A 5244-nucleotide genomic window follows, 5' to 3' on the forward strand; every position below is an offset into this window, starting at 1 on the left:
CGGTCAAACCGCGCAGCAGGCATTGAACGATTCACTTTTACTCGCACAAGAGGGAGATAGACTTGGCTATTGCAGGGTTTGGTTTACGGAACATCATGATTTACCAGGATTAGCCTGTTCAGCTCCGGAGGTGTTGATAAGCTATATTGGTGCGCAAACAAAAAACATTCGAATTGGAGCAGGGGCTGTGTTGCTTCCGCATTACAAGCCATATCGCGTTGCAGAGACCTATAATATGCTTGCAACACTTTTTCCGGGCCGAATTGATATCGGCATAGGACGTGYTCCAGGAGGATCGGCAGAAGCGACTATGGCATTATCCGATAATTATCTGCAAAATGTATACAAAATGCCTGACCTCGTAAAGGAACTATTGTATTTTCTTCGAGAGAAATTTCCAAAAGATCACCTTTTTGAAAATACTTCTGCTGCACCAATCCCAAAAATTCCACCTGTACCATGGGTACTTGGAACAAGTGAAAAAAGTGCAAAACTCGCGGCGGAAAATGGGGTTTCTTATGCATTCGGTGAATTCATGAGCGACAATGATGGGAGTAAGAGTCTTCAGTATTATCGTGAACATTTTCAAGCAAAAGGGATCCTGAAAGCGCCTAAAACAATATTAACGGTTTCGGCCCTTTGTGCCGAAACCGAGGAACAAGCGAAAGAGATAGCTCTAAGCAATACACTCTGGAAAATCCAAAGTGGCTTTGGGGAAAGAAAAATGGTCCCAAGTATAGAAGAGGCGAGGGAGTATGCATGGAATGCAAAAGAAAAAGAACTGAAGGGAAAGATGGATGAAAAAATGATTATGGGCACACCTTCAAAAGTAAAGCACCAGCTCTTGGAGTTACAGGAGAAATATCAAGCAGATGAAATCATGCTTATTACTATAACTCATAAGTTGGAGGACCGTCTGAAGTCGTATCGTTTGATTGCTAAGGAACTTCTGCTCAATTAATCAGGTAGAGCATTTTGTGTGCAATTTATCTGCATTTTCTATATGATGACTTTGCGTCCAATTAATCATAATTGAAAGAAGTTGAAGATATGAATGCTGATCAGCCTGCAAAAAAACTTAGAGACATTTCTTTTTCCGTACTGGACCTAGCTTCTATTGTCGAGGGTGGTACAGTATCAGCAGCCTTTAAAAATACAGTAGATTTAGCTCAGCATGTGGAGAAATGGAATTATAACCGTTTCTGGGTAGCAGAACACCATAGCATGCCTGGAATCGCTAGCTCTGCAACCTCTGTGTTAATCGGTTATGTTGCTGGAAGGACAGAAAAAATACGTGTGGGTTCTGGGGGCATAATGCTTCCAAATCATGCACCACTCGTCATCGCAGAACAATTTGGAACGTTAGAAGCTATGTATCCTGGTAGAATAGATTTAGGACTAGGTCGTGCTCCAGGAAGTGACCAATATACTGCAATGGCTCTCCGTGGCGATGTCCGTAATAATGGCCAAGATTTTCCTGAGCAGTTAGCGCAACTCCGCAGCTATTTAGATGCTGATTCAAAACATAATCGAGTCCGTGCTATTCCTGGTGAAGGGCAAGATATCCCGATTTGGCTGCTTGGTTCAAGTGGCTTCAGTGCGGCTCTATCAGCACAGCTGGGATTACCATTTTCATTTGCAAGCCATTTTTCACCTGAAAATACTCAACCGGCTTTAGCACGTTATCGTAATAATTTTCAGCCATCCGACGTTTTAGATAAGCCGTATGTGATGGTCGGTGTCAATGTATTTGCAGCGGATACTACTGAAGAAGCACAAAGAATTGCTACCTCTTATCAGCAGCAATTTTTAAACTTGATTCGAAATACACCTGGACAAATGGCTCCGCCAGTTGATACGATGGAAGGTATTTGGACAGAATATGAAAAAGCCATTGTCATGAAACAACTGAACGCTTCTATTGTCGGAAACCCGAAAGAAGTTGAAGAACAATTACAGACCTTTTTAGATGAAACTCAGGCGGATGAAATGATTATTAACTCTGCCATTTATGATCATAACGCACGCCTTCGTTCCTATGAAATCATTGCAGAAGTTACTGGAATGAAATAAGTGTAAATGTGAATGAGCTTGCAGATTATGTGTCTGCAAGCTCATTTTCAATTACATACCATATCTAATTACTTAGAATCTTATAAATATAGTAAGGAGAGAAGCATGAAACAGGAAGAACCTTTATCACTATTATTTCACTTCACAGATAAACAAGATGTTAAAAAACCGTTATATTTTACGGAACCGAAAGAAGTTTTTATCGCCCATTCTATACAGGATGTCCTCCCTCAATTCCAAAAGGTCCAGGCAGCAATCGAGCAGGGATTTTATGCAGCAGGCTATGTATCTTATGAAGCCGCGCCTGCTTTTGAAAAGTCTTTTAAAGTAAAAGAAGGAGCAAAAATGCCGTTATTGTGGTTCGGTATCTTTGATAAACCGGAGGAGTTCCCGGGAAAAATAACTGGTTCATTTCAATTAAATGATTGGGAATCAGAAACGGATTCCCATACATATCATTCTGGGTTTCAAACGATAAAAGCTGAAATCGAGAAAGGCAATACCTATCAAGTGAATTATACGATGCGATTGCAATCCATGTTCGAGGGGGATGACTTTGCTTTCTATGATCGGCTAAAGAGAGCACAACGATCGAACTATAGTGCTTATTTGAATATCGGGACACATCGAATTCTGTCGGCTTCTCCCGAGTTATTTTTCCGTTGGGAGGATGGTCAGCTAATTACTCGTCCAATGAAAGGGACAGTCAAGCGTGGGATTACCGTGAAAACGGATCAGGCAAATGCGGACTGGTTAGCATGTTCTGAAAAAAATCAGGCTGAGAATTTAATGATTGTTGATTTGCTCAGGAATGACCTAGGAATGATTGCTGAACAAGGGAGCGTTCAGGTACCGAAACTTAAGGAAATTGAAAAGTACCCGACTGTGTGGCAAATGACATCAACCATCACAGCTAAAACGAAACCAAAAACAACGATTATTGATATATTCAAGGCGCTTTTTCCCTGTGGATCGATAACAGGAGCACCGAAAATCAAAACGATGGAAATTATCACTGAACTTGAGAATTCTCCACGTGAAGTGTATTGCGGTGCAATCGGCTTTATTACCCCGGAATGTGAAGCAGTTTTCAATGTACCTATTCGGACGGTTGTTATCGAAAAGGAAACAGGAAAAGCTGAATATGGGGTAGGAGGGGGAATAACCTGGGATTCTGTCTTACTTGAGGAGTATGATGAAGCCTTTTTAAAGGCTAAATTATTGTCAGAGGAAAGACCTACCTATCAGCTGTTAGAATCGATTAAGCTTGAAGATGGCCAGTATTTTTTATTGGATGAGCATATTGATAGAATGATGCAGTCAGCTGGATACTTTGACTATCAGTTTTCTGAAACAGAACTTAGAAATAAGCTCCAAAAATATGCAGATTCACATTATGATTCGATGCAAAAAGTACGGGTTCTGCTTTTTGAAAATGGAGATTTTGAAGTTTCAGGACAAATAATCAAGACAATGGAAGCAGAAATTTCAGCTATCATAGCCGAAAGTCCAATATCAACTGAAAATCCATTTCTCTATCATAAGACGACTAACCGGGAAGTTTATGAAAAATTTCAAACTAGGCACCCTGAGTTCTATGACGTTTTACTTTGGAATGAACAAGGTTATATTACAGAGTTCACGAACGGAAATGTAGTAGTAAAGATAAATGGAGATCTGTTCACCCCTCCAGTAGAATCAGGATTGCTTGCAGGGACTTTCCGTCAGGAGCTATTAAGGAAGAAAGAAATAAAAGAAAAATTAATAACAAAGGCTGATCTTCATAATGCTGAGGAAGTTTGGTTTATTAATAGTGTGCGAAGAGGATTAAAAGTGAATCTTACATTTTAAACCAGCAATCAGATAATTATGAGATACTTGCAAGTGATAAATTCAAAGAGTTATTTTCACATTATTCCATTGCGGTTGGTTCGACTGGAAATCTAGGACTGAGCATTGGGATAATTAGTGCCGCCTTGGATTTAAGGTTACTGTACATATGTCGGCAGATGCCAAGCAGTGGAAAAAAGATAAACTAAGAAACCTTGGTGTCATTGTAAAGGAATATGAAGACGATTACAGTAAAGCCGTCGAAGAAGGGCGAAAAGAAGCATCTCTTGACCCAAATTGCCATTTTATTGATGATGAAAATTCAAAAGATTTGTTGCTAGGCTATGCGACAGCTGCAACACGTCTGAAAAATCAATTAAAAGGAATGTCGATCTCGGTTGACGAAGATCATCCTTTATTTGTTTACTTACCATGCGGAGTAGGTGGTGGCCCCGGCGGTATAACATATGGGCTAAAATTGGCCTTCGAAAACGATGTCCATTGCTTTTTTGCAGAGCCAACACATTCGCCATGTATGTTGCTTGGATTGGCAACGGAACTTCATGACAAAGTCTCGGTACAGGATTTTGGAATTGATAACAAAACGGAAGCAGATGGACTAGCGGTCGGAAGGTCATCTGAATTAGTTTCTAGTATGATGACATCAATTCTAAGCGGCAGCTATACAATACAGGATAAAAGATTATTTGACTTGCTTCGAGAACTGGCTGAGACAGAAGGATATTATTTAGAGCCATCTGCCCTCGCAGGAGTATATGGACCAGTTCAATTGTTCAGTAGCGAAGAGGGAAAACAATATCTCAAGGATCAAAAACTTCAAGAAAAAATGAAACAGTCCACACATATTATTTGGGCTACAGGTGGCAGCATGGTACCAAAGGTCATGATGGAAGAATATTTAACTAAAAGTTAAAAAAGAAAAAGGAAGTTTACAATTGTGAACTTCCTTTTTCTTATTAAAACCCCCAGGAGTTCAATAAAAGATGAATAGCTTTTTCCAATTCTGCTTCAGGTATCCCTGCAAAGCCTAATATAATTTTAGGAGGATGTTCATCTATTTTCTCAATGGAATAAGTGGAAAGTCCGTATATTTTAATGTCGTCATCAGCCGCTTTTTGAATTAGTGTTTGTTCATCCATCCCATTTTTCACGGTGAGAACAATATGCAGTCCTGATCGTTCACCAATGATTGATATTTGTTGATGATAGGGTTTAATCAAATCAATCACTTTTTCTAATTTACGGCGGTAAACTTTCCTCATACGATTTAAATGTTTTTCAAAATCTCCCTCCCTCATAAACTCTGTTAAAACATGTTGG

3 protein-coding genes and 2 pseudogenes are annotated in these 5244 nt (G+C 39.7%); 4 read left to right on the forward strand and 1 reads right to left on the reverse strand.

Annotated elements, in window-relative coordinates; all coding sequences use genetic code 11:
- From AC1DUW_RS20605 to AC1DUW_RS20620, 4 genes and pseudogenes are all read left to right on the forward strand, one after another.
- Positions 1 to 961, forward strand: a 961-nt coding sequence (locus AC1DUW_RS20605; protein WP_477643330.1) for an LLM class flavin-dependent oxidoreductase, incomplete at its 5' end; no start/stop codon positions are given.
- A gap of 89 nt (positions 962 to 1050) precedes the next feature.
- Positions 1051 to 2073, forward strand: a complete 1023-nt coding sequence (locus AC1DUW_RS20610; protein ID WP_053346365.1) for an LLM class flavin-dependent oxidoreductase — start codon at positions 1051 to 1053, stop codon at positions 2071 to 2073.
- A gap of 105 nt (positions 2074 to 2178) precedes the next feature.
- The gene (gene pabB / locus AC1DUW_RS20615) at positions 2179 to 3924 is read left to right on the forward strand and encodes an aminodeoxychorismate synthase component I (RefSeq protein WP_379173652.1); all 1746 of its coding nucleotides are present in this window, start codon (positions 2179 to 2181) and stop codon (positions 3922 to 3924) included.
- Between the two features lie 5 nt (positions 3925 to 3929).
- Positions 3930 to 4837, forward strand: a pseudogene (locus AC1DUW_RS20620) (D-serine ammonia-lyase); the annotation flags it as partial.
- 43 nt (positions 4838 to 4880) lie between these two features.
- Here AC1DUW_RS20620 and AC1DUW_RS20625 read toward each other — a convergent pair.
- Positions 4881 to 5244 (reverse strand): annotated as a pseudogene (locus AC1DUW_RS20625) (MocR-like pyridoxine biosynthesis transcription factor PdxR); the annotation flags it as partial.

The organism is Peribacillus sp. P4_C12, from assembly GCF_056402095.1.

Coding starts and splice junctions, on each gene's coding strand:
- pabB (WP_379173652.1), top strand. CDS start 2,179: ATGAAACAGGAAGAACCTTTATCACTATTATTTCACTTCACAGATAAA.
- AC1DUW_RS20610 (WP_053346365.1), top strand. CDS start 1,051: ATGAATGCTGATCAGCCTGCAAAAAAACTTAGAGACATTTCTTTTTCC.